Origin of the sequence: Massilia sp. LjRoot122, from assembly GCF_964252725.1 — a bacterium.
In the GTDB taxonomy this organism is placed as follows: domain Bacteria; phylum Pseudomonadota; class Gammaproteobacteria; order Burkholderiales; family Burkholderiaceae_D; genus Telluria.
The window spans coordinates 1440556-1458372 of record NZ_CAXUPB020000001.1 but is presented as its reverse complement, the minus strand read 5'-3'; the positions used below and the strand labels follow the sequence as shown (position 1 = coordinate 1458372).

At 66.8% G+C, this 17817-nt stretch carries 11 protein-coding genes; 5 read left to right on the top strand and 6 right to left on the bottom strand.

Annotation, left to right across the window (positions count from 1 at the left end; all coding sequences use genetic code 11):
- Positions 1 to 4 precede the first annotated feature (4 nt).
- From eno to ACSQ25_RS06330, 3 genes are all read right to left on the bottom strand, one after another.
- Positions 5 to 1291 (bottom strand): phosphopyruvate hydratase, encoded by a 1287-nt coding sequence (gene eno / locus ACSQ25_RS06340; RefSeq protein WP_436104865.1) that lies wholly within the window; start codon positions 1289 to 1291, stop codon positions 5 to 7.
- 85 nt (positions 1292 to 1376) lie between these two features.
- Positions 1377 to 2231 carry a 3-deoxy-8-phosphooctulonate synthase gene (kdsA, locus tag ACSQ25_RS06335; protein ID WP_436104864.1) on the bottom strand — a complete coding sequence of 285 codons (855 nt, stop codon included), beginning with the start codon at positions 2229 to 2231 and terminating at the stop codon, positions 1377 to 1379.
- Positions 2228 to 3907, bottom strand: coding sequence for a CTP synthase (locus tag ACSQ25_RS06330; RefSeq protein WP_436104863.1), 1680 nt, complete (start codon positions 3905 to 3907; stop codon positions 2228 to 2230). Before ACSQ25_RS06330 ends, kdsA begins: the two co-directional genes overlap by 4 nt.
- A gap of 220 nt (positions 3908 to 4127) precedes the next feature.
- Here ACSQ25_RS06330 and ACSQ25_RS06325 point away from each other — a divergent pair, with 220 nt between their 5' ends.
- The 4 genes from ACSQ25_RS06325 (at position 4128) to ACSQ25_RS06310 (ending at position 10582) form a co-directional block, all read left to right on the top strand.
- Positions 4128 to 5276, top strand: a complete 1149-nt coding sequence (locus ACSQ25_RS06325) for a YjgN family protein (RefSeq protein ID WP_436104862.1) — start codon at positions 4128 to 4130, stop codon at positions 5274 to 5276.
- A 15-nt stretch (positions 5277 to 5291) separates the two neighbouring features.
- Positions 5292 to 6350 carry a M48 family metallopeptidase gene (locus ACSQ25_RS06320; RefSeq protein WP_436104861.1) on the top strand — a complete coding sequence of 353 codons (1059 nt, stop codon included), beginning with the start codon at positions 5292 to 5294 and terminating at the stop codon, positions 6348 to 6350.
- 94 nt (positions 6351 to 6444) lie between these two features.
- Positions 6445 to 8130: a methyl-accepting chemotaxis protein gene (locus tag ACSQ25_RS06315; protein WP_436108028.1), complete on the top strand. Its 1686-nt coding sequence runs from the start codon at positions 6445 to 6447 to the stop codon at positions 8128 to 8130.
- Between the two features lie 178 nt (positions 8131 to 8308).
- Positions 8309 to 10582 (top strand): penicillin-binding protein 1A, encoded by a 2274-nt coding sequence (locus ACSQ25_RS06310; protein WP_436104860.1) that lies wholly within the window; start codon positions 8309 to 8311, stop codon positions 10580 to 10582.
- Positions 10583 to 10589: 7 nt separating this feature from the next.
- Here the strand turns inward: ACSQ25_RS06310 and ACSQ25_RS06305 are convergent, their stop codons facing one another.
- The 3 genes from ACSQ25_RS06305 to ACSQ25_RS06295 all read right to left on the bottom strand — a co-directional run bounded on the left by ACSQ25_RS06305 (position 10590) and on the right by ACSQ25_RS06295 (position 16905).
- Positions 10590 to 11114: a cytochrome C gene (locus ACSQ25_RS06305; protein WP_436104859.1), complete on the bottom strand. Its 525-nt coding sequence runs from the start codon at positions 11112 to 11114 to the stop codon at positions 10590 to 10592.
- 113 nt (positions 11115 to 11227) lie between these two features.
- Positions 11228 to 12832 carry a DUF4139 domain-containing protein gene (locus ACSQ25_RS06300; RefSeq protein ID WP_436104858.1) on the bottom strand — a complete coding sequence of 535 codons (1605 nt, stop codon included), beginning with the start codon at positions 12830 to 12832 and terminating at the stop codon, positions 11228 to 11230.
- Between the two features lie 890 nt (positions 12833 to 13722).
- A complete protein-coding gene (locus tag ACSQ25_RS06295; protein ID WP_436104857.1) occupies positions 13723 to 16905 on the bottom strand; it encodes an error-prone DNA polymerase in 3183 nt (1060 codons plus the stop codon).
- Between the two features lie 99 nt (positions 16906 to 17004).
- Here ACSQ25_RS06295 and ACSQ25_RS06290 point away from each other — a divergent pair, with 99 nt between their 5' ends.
- Positions 17005 to 17784, top strand: coding sequence for a PhzF family phenazine biosynthesis protein (locus tag ACSQ25_RS06290; protein WP_436104856.1), 780 nt, complete (start codon positions 17005 to 17007; stop codon positions 17782 to 17784).
- Positions 17785 to 17817: the final 33 nt, after the last annotated feature.

The window sequence follows — 17817 nt, the reverse complement described above, 5'->3', positions numbered from 1 at the left end:
GGGTTTACTTCAGGTTATAGAAGGCGTCGCGGCCCGGGTAGGTGGCGACGTCGCCCAGGTCTTCCTCGATGCGCAGCAGCTGGTTGTACTTGGCCATGCGGTCCGAGCGCGACATCGAGCCGGTCTTGATCTGCAGGGCGTTCAGGCCAACCGCGATGTCCGCGATGGTCGAGTCTTCGGTCTCGCCCGAACGGTGCGAGATCACGGCGGTGTAGCCGGCGCGCTTGGCCATCTCGATGGCGGCGAAGGTCTCGGTCAGGGTGCCGATCTGGTTGATCTTGATGAGGATCGAGTTGGCGATGCCCTTCTGGATGCCCTCTTTCAGGATCTTGGTGTTGGTGACGAACAGGTCGTCGCCCACCAGCTGGACCTTCTTGCCCAGGGCGGCGGTCAGCGTTGCCCAGCCTTCCCAGTCGCCTTCGGCCATCGCGTCCTCGATCGAGATGATCGGGTACTTGTCGCACCAGGTGGCCAGCATGTTGGTGAAGTCCTGGGCCGACAGCGACAGGCCGCCTTCGCCCGCCAAGACGTACTTGCCGTCCTTGTGGAACTCGCTGGCGGCGCAATCGAGGCCGAGCGCGATCTGGGTGCCGGCCACGTAGCCTGCCTGGTCGATCGCCTGCATGATCAGCTTGATCGCTTCTTCATGGTTGGCCACGGAAGGCGCGAAACCGCCTTCGTCGCCGACCGCGGTGTTCAGGCCCTTCGAGTGCAGGATCTTCTTGAGGGTGTGGAACACCTCGGCGCCCCAGCGGATCGCTTCCTTGAACGACGGTGCGCCGACCGGGATGATCATGAATTCCTGGATGTCCAGGTTGTTGTCCGCGTGTGCGCCGCCGTTGATGACGTTCATCATCGGGACCGGCAGCTGCATCGCGCCCGAACCGCCGAAGTAGCGGTACAGCGGCAGGCCGGCTTCTTCGGCGGCTGCCTTGGCGACGGCCATCGAGACGGCCAGCATCGCGTTGGCGCCCAGGCGGCTCTTGTTTTCGGTGCCGTCGAGATCGATCAGGGTGCGGTCCAGGAAGGCCTGTTCATTGGCGTCCAGGCCCATGATCGCTTCGGAGATCTCGGTGTTGATATTCTCGCAGGCCTGCAGCACGCCCTTGCCGAAGTAACGCTTCGGGTCGCCGTCGCGCAGCTCGATCGCTTCGCGCGAACCGGTCGAGGCGCCCGAGGGCACGGCGGCACGGCCCATCACGCCCGATTCCAGCAGGACGTCGCATTCCACGGTCGGATTGCCGCGCGAGTCAATGATTTCGCGGCCGATGATATCAACGATAGCACTCATGTTTTACAGTCTCCGGAAGAGTAAAGAATTCAGTGTGTTCGGTACGCGCGCGCGGCCAGCCGCAGGCCGCGCGCGTTGGATGCTTTTACTTGAAGCTTGCTTCGAGGAAGCCGGTCTTCTTGACGATGCGGTCGATCTCGACGAGCGTGGTCAGGAGTTCCTTCATGCGGCCGAGCGGCACCGCGTTCGGGCCGTCCGACAGGGCATTCGCCGGGTCCGGATGGGTCTCCATGAACAGGCCGGCGATGCCGGCCGCCACGGCTGCGCGCGACAGCACCGGCACGTGTTCGCGCTGGCCGCCGGACGAGGTGCCCTGGCCGCCCGGCAGCTGCACCGAGTGGGTCGCGTCGAACACCACCGGGCAGTTCGATTCGCGCATGATGGCCAGCGAACGCATGTCCGAGACCAGGTTGTTGTAGCCGAAGGAGGCGCCGCGCTCGCAGGCCATGAAGTTATCTTCCGGCAGGCCCGCTTCGCGCGCGGCGGCGCGTGCCTTGTCGATCACGTTCTTCATGTCGCCCGGGGCCAGGAACTGGCCCTTCTTGATGTTGACCGGCTTGCCCGAACGCGCGCAGGCGTTGATGAAGTCGGTCTGGCGGCACAGGAAGGCCGGGGTCTGCAGCACGTCGACCACGCTGGCCACTTGCGGGATCATCTCTTCGTCGTGCACGTCGGTGAGCACCGGCACGCCGATTTCCTTGCGCACGTCGGCCAGGATCTCCAGGCCCTTGTCGCGGCCCGGGCCGCGGAAGGATTTACCGGACGAGCGGTTGGCCTTGTCGAACGAGGACTTGTAGATGAAGGGAATGCCCAGCGCGCTGGTGATTTCCTTGAGCGTGCCCGCGGTGTCGAGCGCCATCTGGCGCGATTCGATCACGCAGGTACCGGCGATCAGGAAAATCGGGTGGTCGAGGCCGACGTCGAAACCGGCGAGTTTCATGCTGCATCTCCTTGCAGTGCCGACGAATTGTTCGCCGCCACATTGGTGTCGGCCGCCTGGTGCTTCAAGGCCGCCTGGATGAACGAGGTGAACAGGGGGTGGCCGTTACGCGGGGTCGATTTGAACTCCGGGTGGAACTGCACGCCGATGTAGAACGGGTGCACCTCACGCGGCAGTTCCATGATCTCCAGCAGGTCTTCGTTCGGGGTACGGGCCGACACGACCAGGCCGGCCGCTTCGATCTTCGGCAGGTAGTAGTTATTGCCTTCGTAACGGTGGCGGTGACGCTCGGTCACGACATTGCCGTAGATTTCGGCGGCCAGGGTGCCCGGATTCACGGCGCAGGTCTGGGCGCCCAGGCGCATGGTGCCGCCCAGGTCCGAGTTCAGGTCGCGCTTCTCGACCTTGCCGTCATGGTTCTGCCATTCGGTGATCAGGGCCACGACCGGCTGGTCGGTTTCCGGATCGAACTCGGTCGAGTTCGCGTTCGGCAGGCCGGCCACGTGGCGCGCGTATTCGATCAGCGCGACCTGCATGCCCAGGCAGATGCCGAGGTAAGGGATCTTGTTTTCACGGGCATAGCGGGCGGCTTGAATCTTGCCTTCCACGCCGCGCTTGCCGAAGCCGCCCGGCACCAGGATGGCGTCGTACTTGGCCAGGTGGTCGCAGCCCTTGCTTTCGATCTCTTCCGAGTCGAGGTATTCGATGTTGACGCGGCTCTCGGTATGGATGCCGGCGTGGCGCAGCGCTTCGGTGAGGGACTTGTACGATTCGATCAGGTCGACGTACTTGCCCACCATGCCGATGGTGATCTCGTGCTTCGGGTTTTCCAGGGTGTGGATCAGCTTGGTCCACATCGACAGGTCGGCCTTCGGCGCTTCCAGGCCCAGTGCCTCGAGGATGATGTCGTCCAGACCCTGGTCGCACAGTACTTGCGGCACCTTGTAGATGGTGTCCACGTCCCAGACCGAGATCACGGCCTGCTCTTCGACGTTGGCGAACAGCGAGATCTTGGCGCGTTCGTCGTCCGGGATGCGGCGGTCGGCGCGGCACAGCAGCGCGTTCGGCGAGATGCCGATCTCGCGCAGCTTCTGCACCGAGTGCTGGGTCGGCTTGGTCTTGAGCTCGCCGGCCGATGCGATATACGGCACCAGGGTCAGGTGGACGAAGGCGGCACCCTTGCGGCCCGAGCGCAGCGACAGCTGGCGCGCGGCTTCCAGGAAGGGCAGCGACTCGATGTCGCCGACGGTGCCGCCGATTTCCACCAGCGCCACGTCGACGCCTTCGGCGCCGCGGCGGATGTAGTCCTGGATCTCATTGGTGATGTGCGGGATCACCTGCACCGTCTTGCCGAGGTACTCGCCACGGCGTTCCTTGCGAATCACGGATTCGTAGATCTGGCCGGTGGTGAAGTTGTTCACCTTCTTCATGCGGGTGCTGATGAAGCGCTCGTAGTGGCCCAGGTCCAGGTCGGTCTCGGCGCCGTCGTCGGTGACGAACACTTCGCCGTGCTGGGTAGGACTCATGGTGCCCGGGTCCACGTTGATATACGGGTCGAGCTTGAGCATGGTGACTTTGAGACCGCGCGACTCGAGGATCGCGGCGAGGGAAGCGGCCGCGATCCCCTTGCCCAGGGAAGACACGACGCCGCCAGTGACGAATACGAATTTGGTCATTTGTACTGAAGGTGCCGAATGGCACGCGCGGGAAATAGAAATTATACCTTAAACCGTCAAAATACTTCTGGTTACCCTGCCAACTTCCTTTCAAAACCGTCGATCACCCCAGAAAAATACGACATCTGCATGACATGCCCGCGCCCTTCAAGTATATGCCCAATCAATTGACTGACCGGCAAGGCGCCGGGATACTGCATTTTTTGTCCGGGCTACCTATATGTACACCCTCGCCGACCCGCCCGCCATCGCACCCGCGCTTTCCGCCGATGTGCCCGCCGCCGCCCCTGCGCCGCGCACCCTGGCGCTGAGCTTCACGGGCGACGGCCGCGAATACTTCCGCATCTGGGTCGTCAACCTGCTCCTGAGCCTGGCCACGCTCGGGATCTACTCGGCCTGGGCCAAGGTGCGCCGGCTGCAGTACTTCGACCGCAACACGATGCTGGCCGGCGCCAGTTTCGATTTCCACGGCAACCCGCGCGCGGTGCTGGTCGGACGCCTGCTGTCGCTCGTGCTGCTGGTGGCCTATCACTACGCTTTCGGCTTCTCGACCACCTTCGGGCTGGTGGTGATCGCCGGCCTGCTGCTCGCCCTCCCCTGCCTGATGCGCGGCGCGCTGCGCTTCCGGCTCGGGAACACCAGCTACCGTGGCCTGCGGCTGGGCTTCGACGGGTCGCTCGGCCAGGCCTGCCTGGCCTGGCTGCCGCCCGCCTTCACCGTCCTGATGCCGGGCGCGCTGCTGGCGCTGTATCCGGAACAGCCGGCCCTGGCGGCGCTGCCGCTGCCGCTCTACCTGCTGTGGCCCTTGATGCACGCGCGCATCCGCCACTTCCAGCACGCCCACCTGCTGTTCGGCGACCAGCATGCGCACTACGAGGTCAGGGCAAGCCGTTTCTACCGTTTCTACCTGGTCTCCGGCGGCCTCGCGCTGCTTGCCATCCTCGCCATAGGGACCGTGGCCGGCCTCTCCAGCGTCATCGCAGGCAACCTGCGCGGCGCGGCCGTATTCGTCGCCCTGCTCAGCGTCCTCATCGTGCTCTACCTGACCTACCTGGTGATGGGACCCTACCTGGTGGTGCGGGTGTCGAACCTGGCCTGGTCGAACACCGCTTTCCCCGGCATCCGCTTCCGCTCGACGCTGCCGGCGCGCGCCTTCATGAAGCTGCAGACCAGGAACGTCCTGCTGACCCTCCTGAGCCTCGGCCTGTACCGCCCCTTCGCCGTGGTCAACGTGTACCGCTTCCGGCTGGCCCACCTGCACGTCGAGGTGGACGGCGACATCGAGGCCGCCTGCGCCCACGTGGCGACCCGCGGCGGCGCCGCCGGCGACAGCGTGGCCGACGGTTTCGGCATCGACCTCTCCTGGTAAGAAGGCAAGGACATCATGAGCGCAGCACACTACTTCGATGGCCGCAGCGCACGCCTGCACGTGGTCGAACTGGCGACCGGCGACGGCAGCATCCACTTGCGCGGCGACACCACGCGCAGCTATCCCGCGGCAAGCACCCGCCTGGCCGAACCTTTCCGGCACGCCCCGGCCGTGCTGTATTTCGAGGACGGCAGCCATGTCGAGGTGCAGGACGCGGCCATGCATCCCCTGCTCGCCGCGGCGCTCGACTACCGCAAGCCCTGGGTGGTGCGCTGGCAGGAGCATACCGCCGCCGCGCTCGCGGCCCTGGTGCTGCTGCTGCTCCTGATCGCCGCCACCTGGCACTGGGGCATTCCGGCCGCCGCCGAACGCCTGGCGGACGAGGTGCCGCCCTCGGCCGACCAGTCCCTCGGCCAGAACGCCCTTGCCCTGCTCCAGCGCCAGGGCGTGCTGCAGCCTTCGCGCCTGAGCGACGACCGCCTGGCCGCCTTGCAGGGCATCCTGCAGCGGGTGCAGCCTCCCGCGCCGCGCATTCCGCTGCGCCTGGTGGTGCAGGCCGCGCCCCGGCTGGGTCCGAATGCATTGGCCTTCCCCGACGGGACGGTCGTCATCACCGACGAGATGGTGCGCCTGGTGATGAACAAGAGCAACGACATCGACGCCCGTACCGCGGCGGCGCTGGCCGGCGTGCTGGCCCACGAAGTCGCCCACATCGAACAGCGTCACACCGTTCGCACGCTCACCCGCTCGTCCCTGACGGCGGCGCTGTCGGCCACGCTGTTCGGCGACTTCAGCGCAGTCGCGGCCGGCCTGCCGGCGCTGCTCGCCAACACCGAGTATTCGCGCGACATGGAACTGGCCGCCGACGACTACGCGGCCCAGCGCCTGCGCGCACACGGCATTCCCACCGGGCCGCTGGCCGACCTGTTCGACCACCTCGACGAGCAGGCCGACAAGATGCCGAAATTCTTCCGTCAGGCGATGTCCTATGCCGCCACCCACCCGAACGGCTACGCCCGCAGCCAGCGCCTGCGCGAAGCAGACGCCGAGGCAAAGGCGGACCAGGAAGACTAGCCGACCGTTGTAATCCGTCTATACAGTCACCGATAAAGCGTGCGTTAGAGTTTCGCATGGGCAATAATTCTTGCTTTCCAAGCCCATCGATCCCATGCGCACCTTCAACAATCTCGGCATCGGCGTACGCCTTGCCGCCGGCTTTACCCTCACCCTCCTGATGGCGGTCCTGATCGCCGGCATCGGCATGTGGCGCCTCCAGCAGGTCTCCACGGCCGCCCAGGCCACCTTGGCGGCACCGCTGGCCAAGGAACGCCTGATCGCCGAGTGGTACACCCAGATCTTCGGGGCCGTGCGCCGCACCGCCGCCATCGTCAAGAGCAGCGACCCGTCGCTGACCGCCTTTTTCAAGGAAGACGCCGCCATGACCGCCAAGGCGGCGGCCGATCTCGTCAAGCAGATCGAACCCCTGATCAGCGGCGACAAGGAAACCGCCCTGTTCCAGCGCATCGTGGAACAGCGCAAGCAGTACGGCGCCGCGCGCGACAACGCCGTCAAGGCCAAGTCCGAGGGCAACCAGGAGCTGGCGGACCAGATCCTCGACCAGTCCTTCACCCCGACGGCCAAGGCTTACCAGGAATCGATCAATGAACTGGTGGCGATGCAGCGCGCCAACATCGCCACCACCGCTGCCGACATCAAGTCCACCGCCTCCCGCAGCCAGTACGTGATCGCCGGCCTGACGGGCGTCGCCGTGCTGCTCGGTGCGCTGTTCTCGTGGATGCTCACGCGCGGCATCACCCGTCCCATCCGTGCTGCCGTGCAGGCCGCCGAAACCGTGGCCGCGGGCGACCTGACCCACCGCATCGAAGCCGGCACGAAAGACGAGACCGGCGCCCTGCTGCGCGCCCTGGGCCACATGAACGACAGCCTGGTGAAGATCGTCAGCGAAGTACGCAGCGGCACCGATACCATCGCCACCGGTTCCGGAGAAATCTCGGCCGGCAACTTCGACCTGTCCGCCCGCACCGAACAGCAGGCCAGCGCGCTGGAGGAAACCGCCGCGTCGATGGAAGAACTGACCACCACCGTGCGCCAGAACGCCGACAACGCGCGCCAGGCCAACCAGCTGGCGATCACCGCCTCGACCGTGGCCCGCGATGCCGGCAACTCGGTGGACAAGGTCATCTCGACCATGGGTTCGATCAACGAATCCTCGCGCAAGATCGTCGACATCATCGGCGTCATCGACGGCATCGCCTTCCAGACCAATATCCTGGCGCTGAACGCGGCGGTGGAAGCGGCACGTGCCGGCGAACAGGGGCGCGGTTTCGCGGTGGTCGCATCCGAAGTGCGCACCCTGGCCCAGCGCTCGGCGGCGGCGGCCAAGGAAATCAAGGGCCTGATCGGCGACTCGGTCGAGCAGGTCGAAGCCGGCACCAAGCTGGTGGACCAGACCGGCGAAACCATGGAGCAGGTGGTCAGCGCGATCCAGCGCGTGACCGACATCATGGCCGAGATCTCGTCGGCCAGCCAGGAGCAGACCGGCGGCATCGAGCAGGTCAACCAGGCCATCGGCCAGATGGACCAGGTGACCCAGCAGAACGCCGCCCTGGTCGAAGAGTCGGCCGCGGCAGCCGCGTCGATGCAGGAGCAGGCCGCCCGCCTGGCCGAGGTGGTCGGCGTGTTCAAGCTCGGCGCCCAGGCCCAGGCTCCGGCGGCGTCCCCGGCGCGTGCCCTGGCATTGAAGGCCAAGCCGCCCGTCCGGGTGGCGAAGCCGGCGTCGGCAAGCGCACGGCGCGCCGCGCGTGCCGATGCCGAGGAGTGGGAAAGCTTCTAAGTTTTTCCTGTAGAACTGACGACAACGCCCGGTGCTTGCACCGGGCGTTGTCGTTTGGCGGGTAGCGCCAGCCGAGCCCGCCCGAGGCAAGGGGCGCTACCTTGCCGCTTGCCGCTGCGCCGGACGCGCAATGGCGGTAAGATCGGCGCCGCATCCAACCCCGCTCACCGAGAATTCCATGTACCAGCCATTCCTGCCACGCCCGAACCTGCGCGCCCTGCTGCTTGCCGCCATGTTGTCCGCCGCATGCGCGCCTGCCGCCGCCGGTGTCCTGGACGAAGTCCCGCTGCCGGACATCAGCGCCGTCACCGACTACCGCCCCAAGATTCCCTTGCGCGTGTACTCGGCCGACAAGGTCCTGATCGGCGAATTCGGCGCCGAGCGCCGCGACTTCGTGCCGATCGCGAAAATCCCGCCGCTCATGAAGGCGGCCGTGCTGTCGATCGAGGACTCGCGCTTCTATGATCACGGCGGCATCGACTGGATCCGTGCGCTGGGCGCCGCCAAGGCCAACCTGGCCGCGCTGGGCGGCGGCTACCGCCAGGGCGGCTCCACCATCACCATGCAGGTGGCGCGCAACTTCTTCCTGTCGCGCGACAAGACCCTGCCGCGCAAGCTGACCGAGGTGGCGCTGGCCTACAAGATCGAGCAGGCCCTCTCCAAGGACCAGATCCTCGAGGTCTACATGAACCAGATCTACCTCGGGCAGCGCTCCTATGGCTTCGCCAGTGCGGCGCGCACCTATTTCGGCAAGCCGCTGGAGAGCCTGAGCCTGGCCGAGTACGCGATGCTGGCCGGCCTGCCGCAGAACCCCTCGCGCCACAACCCGGTCGCCAACCCGGAACGCGCGCAGGGCCGCCAGCGCGTGGTCTTGCGGCGCATGTTCGAGCTGGGCAAGATCAGCGAGGCCCAGTACCGGCGCGCGCTGGCCGAGCCGCTGCGCGTGCGCCGCGACGGCGGCGGCCCGGGCGCCGGCGCGGAATACGTCGCCGAGCTGGCGCGCCAGGCCGCCCATGCCCGCTTCGGCCAGGCTGCTTACGAACACGGCTACACCGTCAGCACCAGCATCCATGCCGCCGAACAGACCGCGGCCCACGAAGCGGTGCGCCGCAACGCCATCGCCTATGACCGCCGCCACGGCTACCGTGGGCCGGAAGCGCGCATCACGCTGCCCAAGCCGGCAGAAGAACGCGAGGAAGCGATCGCGGAAGCCTTGCAGAAGCATCCGGCGGTGGCCGGGTTCACGTCCGCCGTGGTGCTGTCGGCCTCGCCCAAGCGGGTGCGGGTCGCCACCCGCGATGACGACGAGATCGAGATCAAGGGCGCCGGACTCGCCTTCGCCGCCCCTGCCCTGTCGCCCGCGGCCAAGGGCGGCCTGCGGCTGGCGCCGGGCGCGGTGGTGCGCATCGTCCAATCCGGCAAGGACGGCTGGGCGATCACGCAGGTGCCGCAGGTGGCCTCGGCCTTCGTGGCGATCGACGCCCACACCGGCAGCGTGCGCGCACTGGTCGGCGGCTTCGACTACGGGCTGCAGAAGCTCAACCACGTGACCCAGGCCTGGCGCCAGCCGGGATCGAGCATCAAGCCCTTCGTGTATTCGGCGGCGCTGGAGCGCGGCTTCTTCCCGGGCACCACCATCCTCGACGAGCCGCTCGATTTCTCGGACGAGAAAGCCTATGCCAACTGGGCGCCGCGCAACGACGACGGCCTGTTCGAGGGCCCGGTGACGATCCGCCATGCGCTCACGCATTCGCGCAACGTGCCCACCGTGCGGATGCTGCGCGCGCTCGACGTCGACTACGCGCGCGAGCACCTGGGCCGCTTCGGCTTCGACATGGCGCGCCACCCCAGCAACCTGACCCTGGCCCTTGGCACCGGCGCGGTGACGCCGCTGCAGCTGGCCGGCGCCTACGCGGTGCTGGCGAACGGCGGCTACCGGGTCGAGCCGCTTCTTTCCATGACGATCCGCGACCGCGACGGCAAGCTGCTGTTCGAGAGCGGAAAACCGCGCCCGCTCCAGGAGAGAGCGCGGGTGCTCGATGCGCGCAACGCCTTCATTCTTGATTCCATGCTGCGCGACGTGGCGCGCGTCGGCACCGGGGCCCAGGCCTCGCGCCTGCTCAATCGCAGCGACCTGGCCGGCAAGACCGGCACCACCAGCAACGCCATCGACGGCTGGTTCGCCGGCTATGGCGGCAACGTGGTGGCCGTCTCGTGGATGGGCTATGACGAGCCGCGCTCGCTGGGCAGCCGCGAGTTCGGCTCCACGCTGGCGCTGCCGGTCTGGGTCGACTACATGCGGGTGGCGCTGGCCAGCACGCCGCAGCGCGAGCGCACGCCGCCCGCGGGCGTGGTGCAGGCGGGCGGCGACTGGGTGTATGCGGAGTTTGCGGAACCGGCACCCGCCGCGCCGGAAGCCGTGGAGGCACCCGTGGCGCAGCAGTTGCAGTGAAGGACGATTACTTCGGCGGCGCCGGGAACTGGACGAACGGACCCGCAGGCGTACGGTCCGGCGGCACCCAGGCCGGCGCCGGCTTGCCCGCCGGGCCGAGGTGGCGCACGAAGCGGTAGATCGCACGCAGGTCTTCCTTGTCCATCTGGTGCAGCACGAACCAGGGCATCGGCGGGCGCGCCTGCAGGGTCTGCGCCTTCTTGATCCAGTCGTTCTCGCTCATGGCGTTCAGCGACAGGCGCAGGTTGGTCGGGTAGGTCGTGCCCCAGGGGCCGCGCCAGCCCAGCTGGTCGCCCTGGAGCCAGTCCTTTTCGGGCACCTTGCCGGCGCTCATGCCGTAGCCGGCCGTGTGGCAGTCGTTGCAGCCGCCGATCTTGACCAGGTAGCGCCCGCGCTCGACGTGCTTGCCCTGGGCCGACATGTTCGCCGGCGGATGCGCGTCATTCTGGGCGGCGTGGGCCGGGATGCCGAAGGCCAGCAGCATTGCTGCCCGGGCGGCCGTACGCGAAGCCTTGTGGAGAGGGTTGATCATGGTGGTCTGCTCCTGGTGTTCTTGTCGATCCTTGACAAGATACGCCCCGCTACCAGCCTCTACCAGCCCCCTTCTGGGGGGGGATTGTGCATACACCCCCTCTCCGCATTTATCTACGGCAAGCCCTGCACCGTCCCCTCTTTCGGATAATCGATCACGTAGTCGACATGGAAGCGGGCGGTCTCGTTCGGCTTGAGCGTGCGTTCCCAGCCCACCAGGCCGCGCCGGCCCTGCCAGTCCTTGATCGTCGGCGCGGGGCTGTGCGCGAGCTTGACGCTGACTTTGTCGTTCTGGCTGACCGGGGTCGGTTCCAGCACCAGGATGTCGATCGGCTGGCGGTGCGCGCTCGTCACCACATAGGTGTCGGCGATGCGCTTCTGGTTCTCCTGCCTGAAGAAGCCCGCCTGTCCGGATTTCTCGTCACGCTGCTCGACGCTGACGCGCACCAGGGGATCGCGGCCGAAGGCCATCGTGAAGCGCTCGCTCGCACGGGGATCCCAGTACAGCACGCCGACGTAGGAACCGTCGCGGCGCAGCTGCACCTGGCCCGGCAGCCAGACGCCGTCCAGGCGCGCCGCCTCGGCGGTCAGCACCGCCGTGTCCTGGCTGGTGCGCGGGGAAATGCGCACCAGCTGCCTCACCGGCAGGTTCTGCCTGGCCAGGCCGACCGAGATTTCGCGGCCGTCCGATGCCAGGTCGACCCTGGCCGGCACCTCGTATTCGGTCATGAAGTTCCCCTGCGTTTCCACGATCGGCGCGATGTAGTCGTCGGCCGCCTGGTCGGAGCGGGCCCGCCGCATGCTGCTCACCATCGCAGGCGCAGGCGCAGGTGGGGGTGCGGGCGCGTAGCTGAACTGCATTTCCTGCAGTTGCTGCGGCGGCTGCCAGCTCAAGAGCCAGGGCGAAGGATCCGGCGCATTGACCGACAGGTTCGGCTGGCCGGTCGACAGCCGCAGCTTGACCCGGCTCCAGTCCTCGCCGGTCTTCTGCGAAATCGACGCCATCCGTTCCAGTTCGACGGTCGACGTGTTCGAATCCAGCGATGCGCGGTAGGTCGGTTTCCATCCGGCGCGGTTGACCTGATAGGTAAGCACCAGCCGGCCGGCCTGCTTCGCCGATACGGCCACCGTCATGCTGCGGCTTTCGCGCGTACTGGCCTGGGCCTTGGAGAGGTCGAGCTTGAGGGCCGCGATCTGCTTGCTCAATGCACGCTTCCTGACCTCGGCTTCGTGCATGCGCGCGAGGGCATCGCTGCCGCCCTTGCGGATGGCCTCGAGGGTGCCCAGCAGGGCCTTGGAATCGCCTGGACCCGCACGGCCGGCGGCATTCTCGCCGCCGCCCAGCCGCTCCAGGTAGCCCTGGACCAGTTGCGCCGCCTTGTAGTCCGCGTCGATCACGGTGAGCTGGTCCTGCAGCGCCTGGATCTTCGCTTCCAGCTCCGCCACGCGCGGGCTCGGGCTGTCGGCGCTTCCCTGGTCGCGCGTCAGGACCTGGCCGACCTGGATGCCGGGATCGGCCTGCAGGCGCAGCGTGTCGGTGCTGAAGTTGGCCAGCAGGCCGGTGATCTCGACCGAGGTCATGCCCGGCGTGACCTGCACCACGCGCTCGACCGTGGCACTGCCGGGATACAGGGTCACGCTCTGGATCGGCGCCTCGATGGCGGATGCGCCGGATGCGACGAGTGCCAGGAGGATGGTCCAGTGCTGCTTGCTTGCCATGGGATCCCTTTTTTGGAATGGATGATGTCGCGAGCGTAGCAGACGGCATGCCGCAAAATCCCACACAAAACCACGGCGTGGCCATGCATGTGTAAGCAGGTGTTTCAGGAGACCCTGATCCAGTCCAATGCCTGCTCCACCAGCCGTTCCGGCTGCAGGCAGGCTGGGGTCAGGTCTGACATTCGGACACGGCAGGCTCAGGCTGCAGGCTGGGGTCTGCAGGCTGGGGTCAGGTCTGACATTCGGACACGGCAGGCTCAGGCTGCAGGCTGGGGTCAGGTCGGCAGGCTGGGGTCAGACACAGGCTGGGGTCAGGTCTGACATTCGGACACAGGCTGGGGTCAGGTCTGACATTCGAACACAGGCTGGGGTCAGGTCTGACATTCGAACACAGGCTGGGGTCAGGTCTGACATTCGGACACAGGCTGGGGTCAGGTCCACAGGCTGGGGTCAGGTCTGACATTCGGACACGACCTTTTCCTTACTCGCATACCAAAGGAACAGGCCTGACATTTGCACCCGAGCTGAGTTTTCGCAGCTGTCTACGCTGGAGGCTTGGATGTATCGTTGAGTTTGTGTCTGAATGTCAGACCTGAACCCGTTCCTGCAGCTGTCTACGCTGGAGGCTTGGATGTATCGTTGAGTTTGTGTCTGAATGTCAGACCTGACCCCGTTCCAGCTGGAGGCTTGGATGTATCGTTGAGTTTGTGTCTGAATGTCAGACCTGACCCCGTTCCAGTTGACCCCGTTCCAGTTGAGTTTGTGTCTGAATGTCAGACCTGACCCCGTTCCGACCCCCTGAGCCTATGTCTGAATGTCAGACCTGACCCCGTTCCTCGATCGAAATTGGTGTGATCAATTAATGACGCTGAGCCTATGCAGCGACATTGTCAACAAAAATCCCGGCTCGGCGCCCGCAGCCTGCCCAGCAAGTGCGACATGTCCACCAGTCGCTTCGCCACCAGGTGGCGCACCTCCCCCTGCTTCTGCCAGATGCCGTACACCCCCAGCAGCGGCGCATTCAATACCTCCCTCCTCTGCTGTTCCACCAACGTCGGCCAGACGATCACGTTGATGTTCCCGGTCTCGTCCTCCAGCGTCATGAACAGCACGCCCTTGGCCGTGCCCGGACGCTGGCGCACCGTTACCAGGCCGCAGGCGCGCGCCAGCTGGCCGTCCGCATAGTCGTTCAGGGTGGACGCCGGCATGAAGCGCTTGGCCAGCAGCCCTTCGCGCAGCAGCGCCAGCGGATGGCGGCCCAGCGTGAGCCCTTGCGCGCGGTAGTCGCCCACGATCTCGTCGGCTTCGGACGGCGCTTCGAGCTGCGGCAGTTCCTCGCGCGGCGTGGTCGGGCGCAGCAGGTCGCGGTCCGGCACCGCACCTACCGCCTGCCACAGCGCCTCGCGCCGGTGCCCGGCCAGCGATTGCAGTGCATTGGCGCCGGCCAGCACCTGCAGGTCGCCGCGATCCAGCTGGGCACGGCGCGCGAGGTCGGCCACGCTCTCGAAGGGACGCACGGCGCGCGCCATCTCGATGCGCAGGGCCACTTCCTGCTTCAAGCCGCGCTGCAGCGAAAGGCCGAGCCGCACCGCCGGCTGGCGGCTGCGGTCGACCGGGTCGTATTCTTCCAGCGCCGAATCCCAGCCACTGATGGCGACGTCGCCAGGGCGCACCTCGATGCCGTGGCGGCGCGCGTCCTGCACCAGTTGCGAGGGACTGTAGAAACCCATCGGCTGGCTGTTGAGCAGCGCGCACAGGAAGGCCGCCGGTTCGTGGCACTTGAGCCAGGAGCTGGCGTAGGCCAGCAGCGCGAAGCTGGCTGCGTGCGATTCCGGAAAACCGTATTCGCCGAAACCCTGGATCTGGCTGAAGATCGCTTCCGCGAATTCCAGCGTGTAGCCGCGTTCCAGCATGCCGCGCACGATGCGGTCGTAGTATTTTTCGAGCCCGCCCTTGCGCTTCCAGGCCGCCATCGCGCGGCGCAGCTGGTCGGCCTCGCCCGGGGTGAAACCGGCGCCGAGGATCGCCACCTGCATCACCTGCTCCTGGAAGATCGGCACGCCCAGCGTACGCTCGAGCGCTACCTTCATTTCGGGACTCGGGTAGTGGATCGGTTCGAGTCCCTGCCGGCGCCGCAGGTACGGGTGCACCATGCCGCCCTGGATCGGGCCGGGGCGCACCACGGCCACCTCGATGACCAGGTCGTAGAAGCGGCGTGGGCGCATGCGCGGCAACATGCTCATCTGCGCGCGCGACTCGATCTGGAACACGCCCACGGTATCGGCCGCGCAGATCATGTCGTAGGTGGCCGTGTCGTCGGGCGGGATGTCCTGCATCTCGAACAGGTTGCCGTAGCGCTGGCCGACCAGTTCGAGGCCGCGCCGCATCATCGACAGCATGCCCAGCGCCAGCACGTCCACCTTCATGAGGCCGAGTTCTTCCAGGTCGTTCTTGTCCCACTGGATGACGCTGCGGTCCGCCATGGTCGCGTTCTCGATCGGCACCAGGCGCGACAGCTTGCCGCGCGCGATGACGAAGCCGCCCGGGTGCTGCGACAGGTGGCGCGGGAAGTTCAAGAGCTTGTCGGCCAGCGTGGCCCATTGCTGCGCCAGGCGCGATTCCGGATCCAGGCCCGCCTCCGCCAGGCGTCCCAGCAGGTCGGCGCGGCTGTCGAACCAGTGGTGGGTCTTGGCCACCTTCTCGACGATGGCCAGGTCGATGCCGAGCGCGCGCCCGCTGTCGCGCAGCGCGCTCTTGGGACGGTAGCTGATCACCACCGCCGCCAGCGCCGCCCGCTCGCGCCCGTATTTTTGATAGATGTACTGGATGACCTCTTCGCGGCGCTGGTGCTCGAAGTCGACGTCGATGTCGGGCGGCTCGTTGCGCTCCTTCGAGATGAAGCGTTCGAACAGCAGGCTGGCGCGGGCCGGATCGACCTCGGTGATGCCGAGGCAGTAGCACACCGCGGAGTTGGCGGCCGAGCCGCGGCCCTGGCACAGGATGTGCTGCGAGCGCGCGAAGCGCACGATGTCGTACACGGTCAGGAAGTAATGCTCGTACTTCATCTCGGCGATCAGCTGCAGCTCGTGCTCGACCTGGGCCTGCACCTTGGCCGGGATGCCGTCGCGGAAGCGCCGGTGTGCGCCGATATAGGTTTCCTGGCGCAGGAAGCTGCTGGCGTCGTGGCCGGGCGGGACCACTTCATCGGGATATTCGTAGCGCAGCTCGTCGAGCGAGAAAGTGCACAGGCGCGCGATGCGCACCGTCTCGTCGAGCGCCTCGCGCCCGTAGATGTTCCCCAGGCGCAGGCGCGAGCGCAGGTGCTGCTCGGCGTTCTGGGCCAGGCCGTAGCCGCATTCGGCCACCGGTTTCTTCAGGCGGGTGGCGGTGAGCGTGTCCTGCAGCGGCTTGCGCGAACGGACGTGCATCACCACGTGGCCGAGCGCCGTGATCGGCAGGCCATGCTGCCAGCCCACCTCTTCCACCGTCTCGCGGTGCGGCTCATCAAAAGCGCGGTGCAGCAGCACCAGGCCGAGCCAGCTGCGGCCCGGGAAGGTGGAAGCCATCCACGCGGCCTGGGCATGCAGGCGGTCGACATCGAGCGCTTCGTGCGAGGGATAGTGCGGCAGCAGGATCGCCAGGCAGTCGGGCATGTGGCGCAGATGCGCGTAGGCCGGCGCAGGCCGGGCCAGGTCGTCCGGGGTGAGGAAGTAAGTCCCCTTTTCGCTGCGCGTGCGGCCCAGGGTGATCAGTTCGGACAGGTTGCCGTAGCCGTTGCGGTTCTTGGCCAGCAGGATCAATGACAACGCCGGGCTGCCGTCCGCGTTCTTCAGGTGGAAATGGGCGCCGATTACCAGCGGCAGGCCGGCCTTCTTCGCCTCGGCATGGGCGCGCACCACGCCGGCCAATGAACATTCGTCGGTCAGCGCCAGCGCAAAATAATCCAGCTGCACCGCGCGCGCCACCAGTTCCTCCGCATGGGAGGCGCCTTCGAGAAAGGAGAAGTTCGACAGGCAGAACAGCTCCGCATACGGAGGCAAGATCTGAGGCGGCGGAGAAAGCGGATCTGTCATCGGCAAGTAGAAGGCGAACGGGCTACAATGCTAGTCAAACCAGCAATACTGTATAAAAACACAGTATAACCGAGACATCCCGCTCAGCAAGGAAAACGCATGCAGATCCGTGCACTAAGCTGTTTTGGCGCCACGCCCGGCACCGGTAACCCTGCCCTCGTCATCGAAGGCGGCCACGCCGGCGAGGAAGCGCGCGCTGCACTCGCCAAAGCGCGCAACACGACCTGCGTCTTCCTCGACGGTGGCGTCGTCGATTTCTACTATCCGCACATGCGCAGCCCCTTGTGCCTGCATGCGACGCTGGCCGTGGCCCATGTGCTGTTCGCGCGCCATCCGGATGCGGATGCACTTGCGGTGACGACGGCGATGCGCGGCCAGCGGCTGGAACTGAGGCGCGACGGCGATGCCTTCTTCGTGCGCCTGCAGGCACAGGAAGTCGCGCAGCCGGCGCTGGCTCCCGACCTGCCCGCGCGCCTGCTTGCCGTGCCCGGCTTCGAAGCGGCGTCGCCACCGCGCGTCGCCTCGGTCGGCAGCCCGAAGCTGCTGGTCGAAGTGGCGGACGCCGCCACGCTGCATGGCCTGCGCCCCGACCTGGCGGCGATCGTCGCCTGGGGCAAGGAGGCCGGAGTGAACGGCATCTACGCCTGGTGCCGGCTGCAGGACGGACGCTTTGAAGGCCGCAATTTCAACCACCTCGACCCGGCGCTGGAAGACAGCGCCACCGGCGTGGCGGCGGGCGCCCTCACGGCGCTGCTGGGACAGGGCATCACCCTGCTGCAGGGCCAGGCCTGCCTGATCCGGACCCGCACGGAAGACGGCGCGATCCTGGTCGGCGGCCGCGCGGAACCGGCGGCCGTCGTCGCTTCCACCGGCCTGTAAGTACAGCATCCGGCGCTGTTCGGCCCCGGCAAG